The 17,520-nt window shown below is 46.7% G+C and carries 17 protein-coding genes and 1 pseudogene; 8 read left to right on the forward strand and 10 right to left on the reverse strand.

Annotated elements, in window-relative coordinates:
• Window positions 1-188 precede the first annotated feature (188 nt).
• Entirely contained in the window at window positions 189-1,013 is an 825-nt protein-coding gene (gene farP / locus NSU05_RS05725) for a farnesyl diphosphate phosphatase (protein WP_080010592.1), read from the forward strand.
• 29 nt (window positions 1,014-1,042) lie between these two features.
• Here the strand turns inward: farP and NSU05_RS05730 are convergent, their stop codons facing one another.
• Window positions 1,043-2,410, reverse strand: a complete 1,368-nt coding sequence (locus tag NSU05_RS05730) for an MATE family efflux transporter (protein WP_003233074.1) — start codon at window positions 2,408-2,410, stop codon at window positions 1,043-1,045.
• A 123-nt stretch (window positions 2,411-2,533) separates the two neighbouring features.
• On the opposite strand from NSU05_RS05730, the gene NSU05_RS05735 reads away from it, so the two are divergent.
• The 3 genes from NSU05_RS05735 to iolX all read left to right on the forward strand — a co-directional run bounded on the left by NSU05_RS05735 (window position 2,534) and on the right by iolX (window position 5,665).
• Window positions 2,534-3,397, forward strand: coding sequence for an AraC family transcriptional regulator (locus tag NSU05_RS05735; RefSeq protein ID WP_038428766.1), 864 nt, complete (start codon window positions 2,534-2,536; stop codon window positions 3,395-3,397).
• 17 nt (window positions 3,398-3,414) lie between these two features.
• A complete protein-coding gene (gene degA / locus NSU05_RS05740) occupies window positions 3,415-4,428 on the forward strand; it encodes a transcriptional regulator DegA (RefSeq protein WP_015715647.1) in 1,014 nt (337 codons plus the stop codon).
• 208 nt (window positions 4,429-4,636) lie between these two features.
• A complete protein-coding gene (gene iolX / locus NSU05_RS05745) occupies window positions 4,637-5,665 on the forward strand; it encodes a scyllo-inositol 2-dehydrogenase (protein WP_038427588.1) in 1,029 nt (342 codons plus the stop codon).
• Window positions 5,666-5,717: 52 nt separating this feature from the next.
• Here the strand turns inward: iolX and NSU05_RS05750 are convergent, their stop codons facing one another.
• Together NSU05_RS05750 and NSU05_RS05755 are read right to left on the reverse strand one after the other, a co-directional pair.
• Window positions 5,718-6,227 (reverse strand): DinB family protein, encoded by a 510-nt coding sequence (locus NSU05_RS05750; RefSeq protein ID WP_029317591.1) that lies wholly within the window; start codon window positions 6,225-6,227, stop codon window positions 5,718-5,720.
• A gap of 49 nt (window positions 6,228-6,276) precedes the next feature.
• A pseudogene (locus NSU05_RS05755) lies at window positions 6,277-6,929 on the reverse strand (LysE/ArgO family amino acid transporter).
• Between the two features lie 66 nt (window positions 6,930-6,995).
• Between NSU05_RS05755 and NSU05_RS05760 the strand changes: the two are divergent.
• Window positions 6,996-8,450, forward strand: a complete 1,455-nt coding sequence (locus NSU05_RS05760; protein WP_072557141.1) for a PLP-dependent aminotransferase family protein — start codon at window positions 6,996-6,998, stop codon at window positions 8,448-8,450.
• Window positions 8,451-8,457: 7 nt separating this feature from the next.
• On the opposite strand, the gene NSU05_RS05765 is transcribed toward NSU05_RS05760, so the two are convergent.
• Window positions 8,458-9,096 (reverse strand): pentapeptide repeat-containing protein, encoded by a 639-nt coding sequence (locus NSU05_RS05765; RefSeq protein WP_014479410.1) that lies wholly within the window; start codon window positions 9,094-9,096, stop codon window positions 8,458-8,460.
• Between the two features lie 205 nt (window positions 9,097-9,301).
• On the opposite strand from NSU05_RS05765, the gene NSU05_RS05770 reads away from it, so the two are divergent.
• Window positions 9,302-10,108: an alpha/beta hydrolase gene (locus NSU05_RS05770; RefSeq protein ID WP_038428767.1), complete on the forward strand. Its 807-nt coding sequence runs from the start codon at window positions 9,302-9,304 to the stop codon at window positions 10,106-10,108.
• Between the two features lie 27 nt (window positions 10,109-10,135).
• On the opposite strand, the gene cysC is transcribed toward NSU05_RS05770, so the two are convergent.
• From cysC to NSU05_RS05785, 3 genes are all read right to left on the reverse strand, one after another.
• On the reverse strand, window positions 10,136-10,735 hold the full coding sequence (gene cysC, locus NSU05_RS05775; RefSeq protein WP_038428768.1) for an adenylyl-sulfate kinase: 600 nt from the start codon (window positions 10,733-10,735) through the stop codon (window positions 10,136-10,138).
• Entirely contained in the window at window positions 10,732-11,901 is a 1,170-nt protein-coding gene (gene sat / locus NSU05_RS05780; protein WP_038428769.1) for a sulfate adenylyltransferase, read from the reverse strand. The genes cysC and sat overlap by 4 nt, the downstream gene beginning before the upstream one ends.
• Window positions 11,902-12,013: 112 nt before the next feature.
• On the reverse strand, window positions 12,014-12,724 hold the full coding sequence (locus NSU05_RS05785) for a phosphoadenylyl-sulfate reductase (protein ID WP_015715655.1): 711 nt from the start codon (window positions 12,722-12,724) through the stop codon (window positions 12,014-12,016).
• Window positions 12,725-12,909: 185 nt separating this feature from the next.
• On the opposite strand from NSU05_RS05785, the gene NSU05_RS05790 reads away from it, so the two are divergent.
• Both NSU05_RS05790 and NSU05_RS05795 read left to right on the forward strand, forming a co-directional pair.
• Entirely contained in the window at window positions 12,910-13,596 is a 687-nt protein-coding gene (locus tag NSU05_RS05790) for a 2-phosphosulfolactate phosphatase (RefSeq protein ID WP_003233050.1), read from the forward strand.
• The gene (locus NSU05_RS05795; RefSeq protein ID WP_003233048.1) at window positions 13,593-14,351 is read left to right on the forward strand and encodes a phosphosulfolactate synthase; all 759 of its coding nucleotides are present in this window, start codon (window positions 13,593-13,595) and stop codon (window positions 14,349-14,351) included. Before NSU05_RS05790 ends, NSU05_RS05795 begins: the two co-directional genes overlap by 4 nt.
• 44 nt (window positions 14,352-14,395) lie before the next feature.
• Here NSU05_RS05795 and NSU05_RS05800 read toward each other — a convergent pair whose 3' ends face one another.
• The 3 genes from NSU05_RS05800 to NSU05_RS05810 all read right to left on the reverse strand — a co-directional run bounded on the left by NSU05_RS05800 (window position 14,396) and on the right by NSU05_RS05810 (window position 17,513).
• On the reverse strand, window positions 14,396-15,025 hold the full coding sequence (locus tag NSU05_RS05800; protein ID WP_009966972.1) for a YitT family protein: 630 nt from the start codon (window positions 15,023-15,025) through the stop codon (window positions 14,396-14,398).
• A 95-nt stretch (window positions 15,026-15,120) separates the two neighbouring features.
• Window positions 15,121-16,236, reverse strand: a complete 1,116-nt coding sequence (locus NSU05_RS05805) for a mandelate racemase/muconate lactonizing enzyme family protein (protein ID WP_038428770.1) — start codon at window positions 16,234-16,236, stop codon at window positions 15,121-15,123.
• Between the two features lie 8 nt (window positions 16,237-16,244).
• Window positions 16,245-17,513, reverse strand: a complete 1,269-nt coding sequence (locus NSU05_RS05810; RefSeq protein ID WP_038428771.1) for an MFS transporter — start codon at window positions 17,511-17,513, stop codon at window positions 16,245-16,247.
• Between the last annotated feature and the right edge of the window lie 7 nt (window positions 17,514-17,520).

The following is a 17,520-nucleotide window of genomic DNA, read 5'->3' on the forward strand; positions in this document are numbered from 1 at the left end:
TTTTTCCGTGATTCCTCTATTAATGAAGTGATGATTGAGAAATGTTTACATTCTACCTGTTGTATGGCATTAAAAATAATAATGCATATCTCGTCGATGATGCTGTGCGTCTTGTTACTTTTACAAAGTAAGAATCGGCATTTTCTTCATATACAATTAGGAAAAAACATACTAGACTTGAAGAAGCAGTGATACATAGGAGTGAGAAAATGAAAGAGATAAAAGAAGCTTACCAGCAATGCGGACAGATTGTTGGCGAATACGCGCCAGCCTGTTTCAAAGCATTATCATATCTCCCGCTAAAGCAAAGACAAGCCTCTTGGGCAGTATTGTCGTTTTGCCACACGGCGGCCAGTGCAGACGAAAAGGTATTGTCCGCATTTGAAGCTAAAGCTGATCATGTTTACCAAAGGACAAATAACGGTAATCAACATCTATGGAAGGCTTTTGATCATGCGTATCGGACCTTTACATTGGAAAGCGAACCTTTTCGGGAGTTTATTGCCGCACAAAAAGAAGACGCCAAGCCGTATGATGACCTTGATGAACTGCTCATGTACGCATATCGGACGGGCGGTGCTGCCGGATTGATGCTGCTGCCGATACTGACACGCCGAAAACAAGATCAGCTCAAACAAGCAGCCGTCTCTCTAGGCTTGGCCGTACAGCTGGTTCGCTTCTTAAGTGATCTTGGCACAGATCAGCAAAAAAACCGCATTCCCCGTCAGGTAATGCAGCAATTCGGCTATACAGAGGCTGATCTCCAAAAAGGCACCGTAAATAAAGCGTTCACAATGACGTGGGAGTATATCGCTTTTGAAGCAGAAGCCTACCTTGAAGAGTGTCAGGATGCCTTGCCGCTATTTCCGCAGTATTCTCAAAAAACGGTGAAAGCCGCTCTTCATTTGCACCGGGCTGTTTTAGAAAAAATCCGGGCGAAGCAGCACGATGTATTTCAACATCACTTCGCTCTCACAGAGACCGAAGTGAAGCAGATTCTGTCTGATATCTAAAAAACACCCGGCCTTGATTGAGCCGGGTGTTACGCCATACCTTTTTGAATCCAGATACGTGAGCGCCATCTTCTGTACATTAAGATTCCCCGGACCCATTCATCCGCGATAAAAGAAATCCAAATGCCGGCAAGACCGAAACCGAGGTGGATGCCGAAAAGATAAGCAAGCGGGAGGCCAATGCCCCACATTGAAATCATTGCCATGTAAACCGGGAATTTCGCATCCCCCGCAGCCCGCAGAGAGTTAATGATAATGACATTAAACGAGCGGCCTGGTTCAAGAATAATGGTCATGGCAATCAATAGGCTTGCAGTTGCTATAATGTCAGGGCTTTGTGTGAAGAGTCCGATCAGGTCTTTTGAAAAGATCGTCATCAAAACAGAGGTAGCCGCAGCAATTCCGAGTGCCCAATATAAGCTCTTCATGCAGCGCTCATAAGCGGCATCAAATTGTTTGCCGCCGATATAACGGCCGATTAAGATTTGTGTACCCTGGCTGATCGCAGTGCCGAACAGCAAAATAAACATCGTAATATTTTGCGTATACACTTTTGTTGTCAACGCCTGCGCGCCCATGATGGCGATAAAATACGTGACAATCATTTGCGAAAGGTTGTATGAAAGCTGCTCTCCCGCAGAAGGAATGCCGATTTTCAGCAGCTTGCGCAAATGCTCTTTATGCATATGAAAGACTTTTTTCAGCGACATCTTCAGCTGGATGCGTTTGTTGACAATCACAATCATCGCGATTAATCCGATGACGCGGGCGATAGATGTGGACATGGCCACACCGGCAACGCCGAGAACAGGAAAGCCGAACAAACCGAAAATCACAACAAAGTTTCCGGCAATGTTTAAAATGTTCATGCCGATAGTGACAAACATTGTATCTTTTGTGTAGCCGTAGCTTTTTAAGATCGCGCTGAATGTCATGATTAAAGCCTGAATAAAGGACAGACCTCCGACAACTTGTAAAAAGACTTTCGCATCAGGCATCAGTGCGTCTGATAATCCCATCATATGAAGCAGAGGGACAGCCGCGAAAAAGACGACGGCGCTGATGGCCAGGCTGATGAAGAAGTTGGCGCCGATTGACACATAAGCGACTTCCATGGCTTCTTTCTTTTGCCGTGAGCCTAGAAATTGTGAAATGATAACGGTCGTTCCTGTTGCGATAAAGCTGAACATCACGATAATTAAATTTAAAATCTGGTTGCTGACGCCGACTGCTGCCACGCTGTTATCCGAGTATTGGCTGAGCATCAGTGTATCGGCATTACCCATAAACATATATAATGAGACCTCAATAAAGATCGGCCAAGTAAGCGAAAATAATGAGAACGTTTTGTCAGCGGGTTTTTTCAAAGCAGTTGATTTGAAGACAGCTTGTTTCATAGTGTCTAACCCCTTTCGTAAATAAAATCAACGTTTTAAAGTGTACCTCCATTTCCTTATAATAAAAAGGGATAGAAACGATACTTCTTGTAAAAATCCGACTTAAAAAGGAGGATGATTCAAATGCCTCGCATCCTGTTTACAGTCCCGCCTTTTCCGGTATTTATTGCAGCTGGGGAAGGGGTTTTTAAAAAAGGAGAAACCCATGTGAAACGTGTATTCTCCGTGTTTGATCTGATATATGTCAAACAGGGAACGTTATATATAACGGAAAATGAAACATCGTTTTCTGTTGAAGGCGGCGAGTACATCTTGCTTTCTCCCGGTCTTGAACACTACGGGACGAAGGGCAGTGATGAAGCAACCTCCTACTATTGGCTTCACTTCGATGAACATCGATATGAATTTACGGCAAAGGGAGGCAGCAACTGGTCTGAGCTTCAGCAGGAAAAAGGGAGCTTCGAAGAGCCGGCCCGCTACGGATTGGCCTTGCCGAGAAAAGGCAAGGTGCAGCGCCCGCAGTTTATGGCGCAGCAGTTTGAAAAGCTGATCGATTACTCCGCGGAAAACTCTGATTTGCCGCTCAGAAAGCAAATCTTATTTGAGGAGCTGATGCTGCATCTTCAAAAAGAAGCGTTCCAAATACCGTCTGCGAAAGAGCGAGTAGCCTGGGAGGCGGCCCGGTACTTACAGGAGCACTATAAGGAAAAGACGACAATCAAGGATCTGTCGCTCGCCCTTCACTATCATCAGGATTATGTGAGCCGCTGCATGCAGCAGGTGCTCGGCGTAACTCCGGCACAATACACGAACCGGGTGAGAATGACGGAAGCGAAGCGTCTTTTATCCTCTACAAATGATAAAATGGGCGTTATTGCGGAAATGGTCGGAATGGAAGATCCGACATACTTTTCAAAACTCTTTAAGCAGATAGAAGGCATTTCACCAATTGAATACCGGAAAATTGTCAGCCGGAAAGTTCAATAACCAGACGAGGGATGAACATGAAAACAACAATTTACGATGTGGCAAAGGCGGCGGGTGTCTCGATCACAACTGTGTCCCGTGTGATAAACAATACGGGGAGAATCAGCGATAAAACACGGCAGAAGGTCATGAATGTCATGAATGAAATGGCATACACGCCCAATGTCCACGCCGCGGCGTTAACGGGAAAACGAACGAATATGATTGCTCTCGTGGCGCCTGATATTTCAAATCCGTTTTACGGAGAACTGGCCAAAAGCATTGAGGAAAGAGCGGATGAGCTCGGTTTTCAAATGTTGATTTGCAGCACCGATTACGATCCGAAAAAAGAAACAAAGTATTTTTCTGTGCTGAAACAGAAAAAGGTGGATGGCATTATTTTTGCAACAGGGATTGAAAGCCATGACAGTATGTCTGCTTTGGAGGAAATCGCCAGTGAACACATTCCGATTGCCATGATTTCTCAGGATAAGCCGCTTCTTCCGATGGATATTGTTGTGATAGATGACGTTCGTGGCGGATATGAGGCTGCCAAGCATCTTCTGTCACTCGGCCACACGAACATCGCCTGCATTATCGGAGACGGGTCAACGACAGGCGAAAAAAATAGAATCAAAGGCTTCCGTCAGGCGATGGAGGAAGCGGGCGTGCCCATTGATGAATCACTTATCATCCAGACGCGATTTTCCTTGGAAAGCGGCAAGGAAGAAGCGGGAAAATTGCTCGACAGAAACGCTCCGACTGCTATTTTTGCCTTCAACGACGTATTGGCTTGTGCCGCCATACAAGCTGCGAGAATAAGAGGCATAAAAGTGCCGGATGATCTTTCTATCATTGGTTTTGATAATACGATACTCGCAGAAATGGCGGCTCCGCCCCTGACAACCGTAGCCCAGCCGATAAAAGAGATGGGGCGGAGCGTCATCGAACTGCTGGCAGAAGCAATAGAGGGAAAACGAAAGGCGAAACAAAAAATAGTGCTCCCGCCTGAGCTTGTAGTCAGACATTCTACATCACCGCTCAACACATGAGCCCGCTAATGAGCGGGTTTTTTCATTATGACAGTTGAAGCAAAAAAAACATATTGCGTGTAAACCAATGGCAGTGTAAAATGAAATCATCTTTTGAGAAAGCGCTTGCGCAAAATGGCAGAGCGGATAGAACCGCTGTTTTTTTAGTTGTTAAGAGAAAGCGCTTTCTCAAAGCGAGCCTGAAATGAGATAAAGGAGAGGATGGGACGTGGAACATCAAGTAAGATGTGCAGTATTGGGATTAGGAAGGCTCGGTTATTATCATGCGAAAAATCTCGTCACCAGTGTGCCGGGGGCAAAGCTGGTTTGTGTCGGTGATCCGTTAAAAGGGAGAGCGGAGCAGGTTGCCAGAGAACTCGGTATCGAAAAATGGTCAGAGGACCCGTATGAAGTGTTAGAAGATCCTGGCATTGATGCTGTCATTATCGTAACGCCGACAAGCACACATGGTGATATGATCATCAAAGCTGCCGAGAACGGCAAACAGATCTTTGTTGAAAAACCGCTGACATTAAGCCTTGAGGAATCAAAAGCAGTTTCTGAAAAAGTGAAAGAGACAGGTGTCATCTGCCAAGTCGGCTTTATGAGACGGTTCGATCCCGCATACGCAGATGCCAAACGGCGGATCGACGCTGGAGAAATCGGCAAACCTATCTATTATAAAGGCTTTACGCGCGACCAAGGCGCGCCTCCCGCAGAATTTATCAAACACAGCGGTGGAATTTTTATCGACTGTTCCATCCATGACTATGATATTGCCCGTTATTTGCTAGGGGCTGAAATCACTTCTGTTTCAGGACACGGCAGGATTCTGAACAATCCGTTTATGGAGCAGTATGGCGATGTGGATCAGGCGCTGACGTATATTGAATTTGACTCCGGCGCAGCGGGGGACGTCGAGGCAAGCAGAACCTCTCCATACGGACATGACATCCGGGCGGAGGTTATCGGGACAGAGGGCAGTATTTTCATAGGGACATTGAGACATCAACATGTGACCATCCTATCGGCTAAAGGGAGCAGTTTTGATATCATTCCAGACTTTCAAACTCGTTTTCATGAAGCCTACTGCTTGGAGCTTCAGCATTTCGCCGAGTGTGTCCGGAATGGAAAAACACCGATTGTGACAGATATTGATGCGACGATCAATTTAGAAGTGGGTATCGCCGCAACCAATTCCTTTCGAATCGGCAGGCCGGTACAGCTAGATGTGAAGCACGCTTATACAGGTATGTAAAAGCTAAATATGTTGCATTTTAGGCTTTCCGCAAAAAAAAGCAAGGACATTTTTAGCCCTTGCTTTCTCTTTTCTCATATAAATAGTACATATAATCAGTAGGTGCACCAGAATGGCCCAGCTGTCTCAGCATGGCGGTTACGTTTCCTCTGTGGTAAGTGCCGTGATTGACGACATGCAGGATGGTGTCTGCATAGGTTGATTCCAGTGTACCTAGTTTCGGATGCTGCATTGTGAAGGTCTGTTCTAAGTCCGTCTGGCGGCTGAAGAAATCATGATACTGTGACTCCAGCTCGGCAGCGTGCTGTTTAATCGCTGCCATATTACCTTGCGCGGACTCTAATTTGCCTGCGCTGTCTATAATCTCTTGGTAGGCCACTCCCGAAAGAACATTCAGCCAAATGTAGTCAGCCCTGCACATATGAAGCAGCACGTCGCTGACAGAAGGAAATACGCTCTTTACTTCTTGATAGGCAGTTTCCTCCGGCAGGTTTTCGATATGGGTAAATATTTTCTTGTTTGCCCAAGAATGATAGTCATAAAACTGTTTTGCATCAGTCATCAGCATGCCCCCTTTTCTAAGAAATTCGTTTTTTTCATCTGTTTCTCCTTCAATTGCAAAAGAGTGACACCCCAAAATATCCTGCCGCTGCCCACATAACCGCTGCAGAGCATTTGTTTACCATCAGCATAAGGCTGCCGCTCGTATCTATCGTCTGAAACAACCGGCCCGCTATTGCAAGGCTGATAAACCAAATCCAAGACACAGCGATGCAGGCGGCCATAAAGAGCCATTTCTCAAGCCCCGAATATTGAAGAGAGCTCGTGCCGATGACGCCGATCGTGTCCAGAATGGCATGCGGGTTTAAAAGAGAAACAGCGGCCGCAAACGCAGCTTGCTTTTTTGGTGTGAACGTATGTATCTCATTTTGGCTTGTGTTCGGACGGCTGTTCCAAGTCACCCAGCCCATATAAAGCAAAAATAAAAATCCGCCGGCCATCATGACTGTCTCAAACACAGGCAGCTCCTGCACAATGACAGACACGCCCGCAACGTTAACAAGGTATCGCAGACTGAAGCACTGATGACAGCTGGGAGAGCCCGCCAAATATGCTTTTGCCACGCGCCTTGCTGAAAAATAAACACATTCTGCACTCCCAGCGGCAAAATTAAGCCAAACGCGAGCACAATTCCGTGAATGATTGCATTCATGCTGAAAAAGCTCCTTTCACATTTTTTTTCAATCATAAGAGAGATTGTCACTAAAGTCTCCAGCCATTTGGTTGGGTTAGAAACCAGCCAAATGTATAATGTGTAAAAAAGGGGGGCATGACCTTGTCGCAATGGCAGCCAAGCCGAAAGTCGGATATTCCGCTGCATCGGCAGATCGAACAATATATGAAAGACAAGATTCTTCACGGAGAGTGGGCTGTAGGGACGAAAATCCCCTCACAGAGAACGCTGGCCGACATGTTTCAAGTCAACCGCAGCACAGTCACAGCAGCTATAGATGAACTCACGTCTCAAGGCTTGTTAGAGGGAAGAAGAGGCGGCGGTACGAAGGTTGTAAACAGTACTTGGAGCGTGCTGGCGGCTGAGCCACCGCTTGATTGGAGCGATTACGTCCGTTCGGGCATTCATCGCGCCAATTCTTCCATCATTCAAGCTATTAATCAGAACGAACCAAGAGCGGATATCATCAGATTAGGAACTGGAGAACTATCACCGGATCTTGTGCCTGCTGACACAATTGGACGGATGTTTCAGCAAATCAATCCGGGCGCCCTGTCTTTAGGATATGAGCAGCCGAAAGGAAACCGTCAGCTGCGGGAGGCAGTGGCCGACCATTTAAAAGGAAAGAAGATCCATGTGTCACCGTCTGCAATTTTAATTGTGTCCGGTGCACTTCAGGCACTTCAGCTCATCTCAATTGGACTTTTAAAACGAGATTCTGTCATTTTGACGGAGAAGCCGTCCTACCTTCAATCCTTGCATGTATTTCAATCAGCTGGGATGCGGCTTCGCGGCTTGCCGATGGATGATGAAGGGGTCAAAGCGGGGCTTGTTTCTTCTAATCGAAAACAATATGGTGGACAGCTGCTTTACACGATTCCGTCGTTTCATAATCCGACAGGCACAGTCATGTCAGAGCAGCGAAGGAAAGAGATCATCAGCCTGTCAAAAAAAGAGCAGCTGCCCATCATTGAGGATGATGCGTACGGTGATTTATGGTTTGAAGAAAAACCTCCGCAGCCGTTGAAAGCAATGGATCATGAGGGCAATATTCTGTATCTGGGCACGTTTTCAAAAACGGTTAGCCCCGGTCTGCGAATCGGCTGGCTTGCCGGTCCGGAGCCGGTTATTGAAAGGCTGGCGGACATTAAAATGCAGACAGACTACGGATCAAGCGGCCTGTCCCAGTGGGCGGCTGCCGAGTGGCTGTCACAGGGGTATTATGAAGAGCATCTGACTTGGGTACGCAGGAAGCTTAAAGAAAGGAGAGACGCCGCCGTTCATTTTCTTGAGCGGTATGCCGGGGACATTGCCACGTGGCGGATTCCCGCAGGCGGCTTTTATATTTGGGTGACATTTCACAAAAACCTGCCTGTCAGCCATTTCTTTTATGGATTGCTGAAACGGCAGGTGCTTGTGAATCCCGGCTACATTTATGACGGTGAAGACCGAAACAGCATCAGGCTGTCATATTCCTATGCATCTCTTGGAGATTTGGAAACTGGCATTAAAGCGGCAGCTGAAACAGCACGCTGCCTGATGATGTCCTAAGCTTTGGTTATACGATGACAGCTCCCAGTGCCCTGGCGAAGGCAATCGCGTGCTCTGGTGCGATTTTGCAGCCTTTCAATTTGTCGAGGGAGACATGAAGCTGTTCAAAACGGCACGTGCTGATGTCCATGTTTTGAAGGGACGTGCCGGTAAAGCTGGCGCCTTCTAATTCGCATCCGTCAAAGTGTGTCTGCTGGAGCACCGTATTGCTGCATTCACTTTGCATAAGAGCACAGTGATCAAATCGAACTTGTTTCATATTTGAGTACGAAAATGAGCTGAAATGTCCGTGGCATTCCTCGAATGAAACATTTCGCAGCGTTGCTTCCGCCACATTCATTCCAACCATTTTTGACTGCTTAACTGAAGTTCTGTGAATGACAGCCCCGCTGAAATCGGCGTTTGATAAATCACATTTTTCAAAGATCACATCGGTCAGTTCAATATGCCGAAAAGACACATCGATAAAGACGACATTTCTGAATACCGTTTTTTCCACACAGAGTCTTTCGATATCTTCGCCGCAGATTGTACAATCTTCAAACAAATGCATGCTGATTACATCATCCTGCGTCACGGCATCATGAAAATCTGCGGTTTGCAGGTTTTCCGGTATGTTTGGTTTTTGAATTGCGATTTTATTCATATGATGACATCCTTTGCTGCCCGAAAAACAGAGGCTTCCGGGTTCAATTTAATAGATCGTTAAGGAAATTGATACATATAGTAAATCGTGAAGAGTCTTTTCTTGGTACAGCAGCCAGCTTGTTTTGTAAGCATAAATGGAAAGCTTCCTATACGTCAAGGCGTTTACAGGCCGGGAAAGCCAAAGGGAACAGGAGGAATGCGGAATGGGGCATTACATCAAAACCGAGGAGCATGTGACACTGTTTGTAGAGGATATCGGACATGGAAGGCCGATCATCTTTTTGCACGGGTGGCCGTTGAATCATAAGATGTTTGAATATCAAATGAATGAGCTTCCGAAAAGGGGATTTCGTTTTATCGGCGTTGATTTACGGGGATATGGGCAATCTGACCGCCCTTGGGAAGGCTACGATTATGACACGATGGCCGATGATGTGAAAGCAGTCATTTATACGCTGCAGCTTGAGAATGCGATTCTTGCCGGTTTTTCAATGGGCGGCGCCATTGCAATCCGTTATATGGCAAGGCATGAAGGAGCCGATGTTGATAAGCTGATTTTACTGTCTGCGGCGGCCCCCGCGTTTACAAAACGCCCGGGTTATCCGTACGGGATGAGGAAGCAGGATATTGACGATATGATTGAATTGTTCAAAGCTGATCGGCCCAAAACACTGGCTGATTTAGGGGAACAGTTTTTTGAGAAAAAAGTGTCTCCAGAGCTTAGGCAGTGGTTTCTCAATCTGATGCTGGAGGCTTCCTCCTACGGGACGATCCACTCGGGCATCGCATTAAGAGACGAAGATCTCAGAAAGGAACTTGCTGCAATCAAGGTGCCGACGCTGATCCTGCACGGGAGAAAGGATAGAATTGCGCCGTTTGATTTTGCGAAAGAATTGAAGCGCGGCATCAAACAGTCGGAATTGGTTCCGTTTGCAAACAGCGGGCACGGAGCATTTTATGAGGAAAAAGAGAAGATCAACAGTTTGATTGCGCAGTTCTCCAATTCATAAGAAAAAACCCGACATTGATCGGGTTTTTTATATAATTCCTCTGTTTTGCAGTGCGTTAATGATGAGATCAGCTCCATCGGAAATAGAAGTCTGGTCAGACTCAATGATGAAATCGGGTGAAAGCGGCGCTTCATACGGAGAATCGATCCCGGTGAAATGTTTGATCTCTCCGATTCGCGCTTTTTTATAAAGCCCTTTTGGATCGCGCTGTTCACAAACATGCAGTGGGCACTTCACATAAATTTCGAAGAACTCACCTTTAGGAAAAAGCGCTCTAACCATGTCCCGATCCTCTCTGAATGGAGAAATAAAAGCCGTTAAAATCATTTGCCCGCTGTCGACAAACAGCTTCGCCACTTCCCCGATCCGGCGGATGTTTTCAATCCTGTCACCAGTCTGAAATCCAAGATCTTTGTTTAAGCCGTGGCGGATATTATCACCGTCAAGCACGTAGCTCTGAATGCCCTTGCGGTAAAGCTTTTCATCGACTGCATTGGCCAGCACCGATTTTCCGGAGCCGGACAAACCTGTAAACCAAAGGACGCAGCTTTTGTGTCCGTTTAAGGACTGTCTGTCAGACTTTGAGATGGCAGCGGGATGCCAAATGATGTTCGGATTGTGTGTCATTGCAATTCCCCGCTGTTTTGCTTGATGGCAACAGGCTGTTGGTGAAGTCCCTTGATCAGCACGGCTGCGACCTCAGGCCGGCTGAATTCTTTAGGCGGCTTTTTGCCTTGGCGGAGAAGCTCTCTCACTTTTGTGCCTGATAAGTGGATGTGGTCTCTCGGGCTGTGCGGACATGTTTTGGAGGTGCCCATGTTTCCGCATTTTCGGCAATAAAAGCTGTGCTCAAAAAACAGCGGCTTGATGCCCAGCTCTTCCTCTGTGAATGATTGAAAAATATTTTGGGCGTCGTATGTTCCATAGTAGCTGCCGACACCCGCGTGATCACGGCCTACAATAAAATGGGTGCAGCCGTAATTTTTTCGGACGAGCGCATGGAAAATCGCTTCCCGCGGACCTGCATAACGCATGGCGGCAGGGAAAACCGATAACATGACACGATCCTTTGGATAATAGTGATTAAGCAAAGCCTGGTAGCTCTCCATTCTGATATCGCTGGGGATATCGTCTGACTTTGTTTCTCCGACAAGCGGGTGAAGCAGCAGACCGTCGACCGTTTCTAACGCTGTTTTTTGAATGTATTCATGCGCTCTGTGAACAGGGTTCCTGGTTTGAAAGCCGACAATCGTCTTCCAGCCGAGTTTTTGAAAGGCGGCTCTTGTTTCAGCGGGCGTTGCATAAAACTGTTCGAAAGATTTGTCAGGCAGGCGGCTGACCGTGATAGGCCCTCCGATATAGTAATCCGGGCGCGCCAGCAATTTTTTTACGCCTGGGTGGGCAGGATCGTTTGTTTTAAAAACAGACAGTGCTTCTTGTGTTTTATCAGGCTGGTATATATCGGTGACTGTGATCATGCCGTAGGTAACACCGTCTTTCACAAGCTTGACGTGATCTCCGGCAGACAGCTGTTTTGCTGTTTTTTCTCCGACAGGCAGCGTAATCGGCAGGCTCCACGGCAAGCCGTTTGCCAGCCTCATTTCTTTCACAACACGATGATAATCTTTTTCCCCAAAAAAACCTGTTAACGGGCTGTATCCGCCGATCGCGATAAGCTCCAGATCACTCAGTGCAAGCTGATCCAGCTCTGCTTGGCACGCGCACCCTTCAAAATGGCATGCGGGATCACAGCGGTTGATTAATACCCCTCCATGGGGTTCGTTTCCATTCAACGTGTTCAACCTCCATTTATACGTTTCCTTGTTTTCTTTTCTGCAGTTAATGAAAGTTTGACATCAGCGTCTCAACATCATTTCGATTCTCACATCAAGAACCTGCCATCCGCTATTCCTGATGCAGGCCGCATTCTGTTTTCTCCCGTCCGGCCCATCTTCCAGCCCTCTCATCGTTCGGGTCCGGGGAAGGCAGTGTACACATTTCACAGCCTATGCTCGGATAATGTTGATCGTGCAGTTTGTTATAAGGCAAATTGTGCAGGCGGATGTACGTCCAAACGTCATCCCATGTCCAGTGGATAAGCGGGCAAATTTTGATGAGCTCAAACTTCTGGTCCAGGTTTACGTATTGAATATGCTTTCTCGTTGGTGACTGATCCCGGCGCAGTCCTGAAATCCAAGCTGTCATGCCGGACAGGTGCTTTTTGAGCGGTTCGATTTTCCGCAATTGGCAGCAGAGGTTCGGGTTATGCTTCCACAGCTCTCCGCCGTACTTCGTCCCCTGTTCTGTTAAGCTCAGCTCGGGTTCGAGCATCTGGATTGCAAATCCCGGATATCGCTCTTTGACGGTCTCGATCAGCTCATATGTTTCCTGAAAATGAAGCCCGGTATCCAAAAAGATGATGTGTGCATTTTTGTTGATTTTTGATATTAAGTCGAGAAGCACCATTCCTTCTGCGCCAAAGCTGCAGGCATACACAATCTTTTCTCCGTACGTTCGGTAAGCCCATTTCAACACATCGAGCTCATCGATCAATTGATCCGTTATCCGTTTGGACAGCATGTCGTTCCATGTGTCATATGTGATGGTTTCGTTCAATGTTTTCCCCCCGTTTGCATCTGCTTTTTTTATCTATTGATCGAGTTATAGGCAGACTATTCATTTTTTGCATAAAGGTTCAGGGTTTTTAGGGGCTGCGCCCGCTAAAATGAGGTGCGGAACCATTAAGAGCCCGGCTGAATATGCTTTTTAGCAAAATGGTTTTATGCCCAAGGAGAGGTAGTATGCCGATTGCCATTTATCAGGGGCATCATCATTCGCTTGCCCCGGCGGACATTAACATCGTCATTGATGTCATCAGAGCCTTTACGGTCGCCCATTATGCGTTTATCGGCGGGGCGAAAGAGATTTTGTTGGTCCGGACAGCTGATGAAGCCTTTGCGCTGAAAGACACCTATCCGGATTATGTTTTGACGGGAGAGGAAAAGGGGGTCGGTATCAGCGGATTTGATTTAGATAATTCTCCAAAACGTATGGCTGGGCAGAATATGACGGATAAAAGCCTGATCCAGAAAACAACAAACGGCGTCACAGCAGCATTGGGGGCGCTGAACGCAAAGCATCTGTTCGTAACTGGATTTTCCAATGCCAAAACAACGGCACAGCATGTGAAAAAGCTCGTCGCAAACGATTGTGTCATAAACATAGTGGCTTCCCATCCATCCGGTGATGACGATATGGCATGTGCGGAGTATATCAAAGGCATCATTGAAGGGACAAATGTGGTAACGGCTGCGGAGGCGATTGAAAGAATAAAAGGCTCTTCTGTTGCGGAGAAGTTTTTTGACTGCCGCCAGCCATTGTTTGATTCGGAAGACATCGTTTACTGTACAAAAGAACTGACGGGCGATTTCGTGATGAAAGTGAAACAAGATGGAGAAGTTCCAACGATAGAGAGGGTCATAATATGAATGATTTTTCACTAGAATTGCCAGTGAGAACAAACAAGCCGAGAGAAACCGGGCAGTCCATTTTAATTGATAACGGCTATCCCTTGCAATTTTTCAAAGATGCGATAGCCGGAGCGTCCGACTATATTGATTTTGTGAAATTCGGCTGGGGCACATCATTACTTACAAAAGATCTTGAAGAAAAAATCAGCACACTGAAAGAACATGACATTACATTTTTCTTTGGCGGCACACTGTTTGAAAAGTACGTAAGCCAGAAAAAAGTGAATGAATTTCATCGGTACTGCACCTATTTCGGCTGTGAATATATTGAGATTTCAAACGGTACGCTCCCGATGACAAATAAAGAGAAAGCGGCTTACATTGCCGATTTTTCTGATGAATTTCTTGTGCTCAGTGAGGTGGGCAGCAAGGATGCGGAATTAGCAAGCCGGCAAAGCTCTGAGGAATGGCTTGAATATATCGTTGAGGATATGGAAGCGGGCGCGGAAAAAGTGATTACAGAAGCCAGAGAAAGCGGAACGGGAGGGATCTGTTCCAGCAGCGGCGATGTCAGGTTTCAAATTGTTGACGACATCATTTCCTCGGATATTGATATCAACAGGCTGATTTTTGAAGCGCCTAACAAAACGCTTCAGCAAGGGTTTATTCAAAAAATCGGGCCGAATGTGAATCTGGCCAATATTCCATTTCATGATGCCATCGCGTTGGAAACGCTGCGTTTAGGGCTAAGATCCGATACCTTTTTTCTGTAAAATAGCGGCTGCGGGGCTCTCGTCGTGAAGAGAGCCTCTGCCTATTATTTTTTATGGCGGTACATAGGCGTGAGATAGGGAAGTGAGGTCAGGCGGATGTTGTAGATGAAGTCGATGACTCTTGTCGATATCACCTGGCATATGAGGGCTTGAATGACGATGCCCCAGTCAATAATAGACGCGGTGACCATAAAAATGATGCAATTCATGATGAGCAGGATCGTTCCAGGATTCCCGCCGCGGTAGATAGAAATCATCAGAGCAAGGGCTCCGAATCCTCCGTTCGAAATTTTATATTTGTATAAAAGTCCGATTCCGAGTCCCAATAACACTGCGCCGCTTGCCAGATCAAGCCACAGGTTAGATGTGATATCAGGAAAAACTGCATCAAAGATCAATACCGAGACAGAGGTGACGGTGATAGAAGCGAGGGTGCCGGTGAATGTTCTCATCTCCAGCCATTTTAAAGCGGTAAAAAGCATTGATACATTCACAGCCCACACTGAAAATCCGTGGGGGATTTGAAACAGATAATGCAATAGCACCGCAATACCTGCTGCACCGCCTGTCGGAATATCATGCGGAAATAAAAACAAGGACATGCCGAGTCCCTGTAGTACGCCGCCTACGACAATCATAAACGTAAGTTTTGCTTTCATCAGCAGTTCAGCCATTAAGTCATTTGCTCCTTTATGAAAAGACTTGTCCGCTGTTTTCATTTTATGAGGCTGTCCATTATTTATGTCTCAAAATAAAGAAATGGCCCAGCTTAATAGGCTGAGCCATCCCACTTGTAGCGATTGACGATCTCCATATTGATCTCTGTGCCAATGCCTTTTCCTTTCGGGATGTGGACCATTCCTTTTGAAGGCTGCAGGCTGACGAGATCTGTAAAAGGATTCTCCATGACGTCCCACTCGATCGGTTCAATGTGATCGTACTTCATTTTAGACCATGGGGGCAGACAGGCTTGTGCAAATAAAGCATAGAGCCGTGAAAGCGATCCGTCATATGCATGGGCGGATGCTCTGACGCCGAAATAACGCGCGAGCTGGAGGCAGTCCCGAAACTCATCAATTCCGTTGACATGCATGACATCGGGCTGAATGATATCCAAACAGCGCTGTGAAAGGAGAGGCACATATTGCGCCGGGCCTTTCATGTTTTCTCCGCCGGCAACAGGAACAGACAAACGGCTTCGAAGCATAGCGTAATCCTGCGGCTGATCAAAGGGCAAAGGCTCCTCAAGCCAGCCAATGTTCGTCCATTCGGAGAAATAGCGCTCCCATTTAAAAGCCGCAGCGGTATCGTAGCTTTGGTTTGCGTCCAGAATCATCGTAATGGAGCTGCCTGCTGTATGCTGCAGCGCATTGATGTGCCGGACATCCTCTTTGAATGAAGTCCCGCCAATTTTGACTTTGATTTGCTCAAACCCTTTTTTCAACTGGGCTTCAACATTGGAGACTGAGCGGCTGATCCATTGCGGGGAGTCTGAGTACGATTGAAAAGACGCGTACACAGGAATCTCCTCTCTGTATCGCCCGCCCCATAATTCGCAAACCGAACAATCCGCAGCTTTGGCTGCAATCTCTGTCAGCGCCATGCTTACAGCGGAGGCCGCCCGCTGGTGCCATTTTTGAATCGTGCGCACTAATGACAGGCGGCTGCCAGCCTGTTTTCCTAAAAGAAACGGGATGATCCGTTTCGTAAAACCGACATGGAGAGCAGGGAGCCAATCAACACATTCTCCCCAGCCGTCTATCCCGCTTTCGGTGATAATCCTGATCAGATAACAAGTCCGATATCGTTTAAGCCCGTTGGCGTCTCCGTATGGCTTTTCTAATCGGTGCAATAGCGGAAAGGTTTCAATTCGTACAATTTTCAAACTAGGTGCTACCTTTCCTCAGCGGGCTGCAGCCGATTGCCAGCCATTTTAGGGTCTTCTTTCTCTTTTGTTTCTTCATTATTTTGCTTCACATGGATTAACATCATCACAAGAATGCCGACAACGAGAGTCAATCCCGTAATGCTTAAAAACATGCCGGGTCTGGACCATTGCATCAGGCGGCCGAAAATCGGAGGGCCGATTGCTACCCCTAAGAAGCGTACAGATCCGTACAGCGAGGTGACAAATCCCCGTCTTTCCTTGCCGACAGCCCCGGTAATGAAACTGTTCACACAAGGAAGGACAAGACCTGAGCCGATACTGCTCAGCACGAGAACACTGATAAAGAGGACAAGATTTTCAATGAATGACAGTGCCGCGTAGGATACGGTCATGAACGCCAATCCAAGTACGATCAGCTTTTTCATTAACGATTGCTTTTGCCCGATTTTGCTTCCTGTTGTATAGGACGTCACACACATAACCAAAAGCGGAATCGCTAAAATCAAGCCTTTTTTCACGCCGTCGGTGTCGTATGTTTTTTCAAGAACATCTGAGAGATAAAACAGGATGCCGAATAAAGTAAACAAACAGGTCGCACCGGCTAAATAAGCGGTAAACAGCCATCTGCCTTCATGTTTAAAAACACTTAACAGCCCTTTCGCATATTTTCCGATAGGTGGCGGTTCTTTTTCCTTTTTCTTCTCTTTAATAAAAATCCAAGTCAGCACGATTGAAATGATACAAAACACAGGGAAGGCAAAAAACGCGCCATACCAGACAAGCAGGGCGATAAGCGAGCCAATGATCGGTGAAAGCACTTTCCCCATGCCGTTTGAAGCTTCAACAAGGCCCAGCACCTTGCTCTCCTGGGCGCCTTTAAACAGATCTCCCGTCAGTGCCATGGCAATTGGGCCGGTTCCGGCTGCCCCGATTCCCTGTAACGCTCGTCCTGCCATGACCCAAGGATAGGCATTGTCAAAAAAACCTGCCGCAAACCCGGCTAACAAACCGCCGGCACCATACAAAATTAAGCAGGGAATAATGATGACTTTCCTTGAGAATCGGTCTGCGAGATAACCGACAATCGGAATCGCAAATGCTGCAATCAAGGAAAATACTGTGATCACGAGACTGACTTGAAATTGTGATAAATGAAGTTCAGATTTCATTTTTGGCAAAATCGGAATAAGCATCGAGTTTCCTAGGGTTAATATTAAAGGGATTGAACCGATTGCTACAATCGTCATTCCGTTATTTTGTTTTGATGATTCCATCTCAGAG

Origin of the sequence: Bacillus sp. EU52, assembly GCF_037964975.1 — a bacterium.
GTDB lineage: Bacteria > Bacillota > Bacilli > Bacillales > Bacillaceae > Bacillus > Bacillus subtilis.